This window comes from Oleiphilus sp. HI0128, from assembly GCF_001635365.1.
Window position 1 is genome coordinate 1 of record NZ_LWGG01001243.1, and the last position, 804, is coordinate 804.

At 43.2% G+C, this 804-nt stretch carries 1 protein-coding gene; it reads left to right on the top strand.

Annotation, left to right across the window (positions count from 1 at the left end; all coding sequences use genetic code 11):
* Positions 1–804 (top strand): MoxR family ATPase (locus tag A3763_RS21105; protein ID WP_068760454.1); only part of this gene is annotated, 804 nt, incomplete at both ends.

The following is an 804-nucleotide window of genomic DNA, read 5'->3' on the forward strand; positions in this document are numbered from 1 at the left end:
CGGTGATTTACAGATGGCTGTAAATGCTGCGATTCAATTAGAAAAGCCTCTTCTTATTAAGGGTGAGCCAGGTACTGGTAAAACTATGCTGGCTGAGCAGTTAGCAGAATCACTTGGCACGCGTTTAATTCAGTGGCACATCAAGTCGACAACAAAGGCTCAGCAGGGCTTGTACGAATATGATGCTGTGTCACGTCTAAGAGATTCCCAGTTAGGAAATGACCGTGTTCACGATATATCTAACTACATAGTGAAAGGGAAGTTGTGGGAAGCCTTCGAAGCAGAAGAGCGTGTTGTGCTATTGATTGATGAAATTGATAAAGCCGATATCGAGTTTCCAAACGATTTGCTTCTTGAAATCGATAAAATGGAATTTTTTGTTTACGAGACACAAGAACGTGTTGTGGCGAAAAATCGACCAATTGTATTGATTACCAGTAACAACGAAAAAGAACTACCGGACGCATTCCTAAGACGCTGCTTTTTCCATTACATCAACTTCCCAGACCACGAAACAATGGAGAAAATTGTGGAGGTTCACTACCCCGGCTTGAAGCAGAGCTTGGTTAAAGAGGCGCTCGATGTGTTTTTTGATGTGCGTAAAGTTCCTGGCTTGAAGAAAAAGCCTTCAACAAGCGAATTGATCGATTGGCTTAAACTATTGATGGCTGACGAAGTATCCGAACAAATTCTACAAGAGCGAGACCCCTCTAAAGCAATACCACCCTTGTATGGTGCATTGATTAAGAATGAACAGGATGTCCACTTGCTGCAGCGCTTGGCATTTATGGCAAGGCGCAAGGG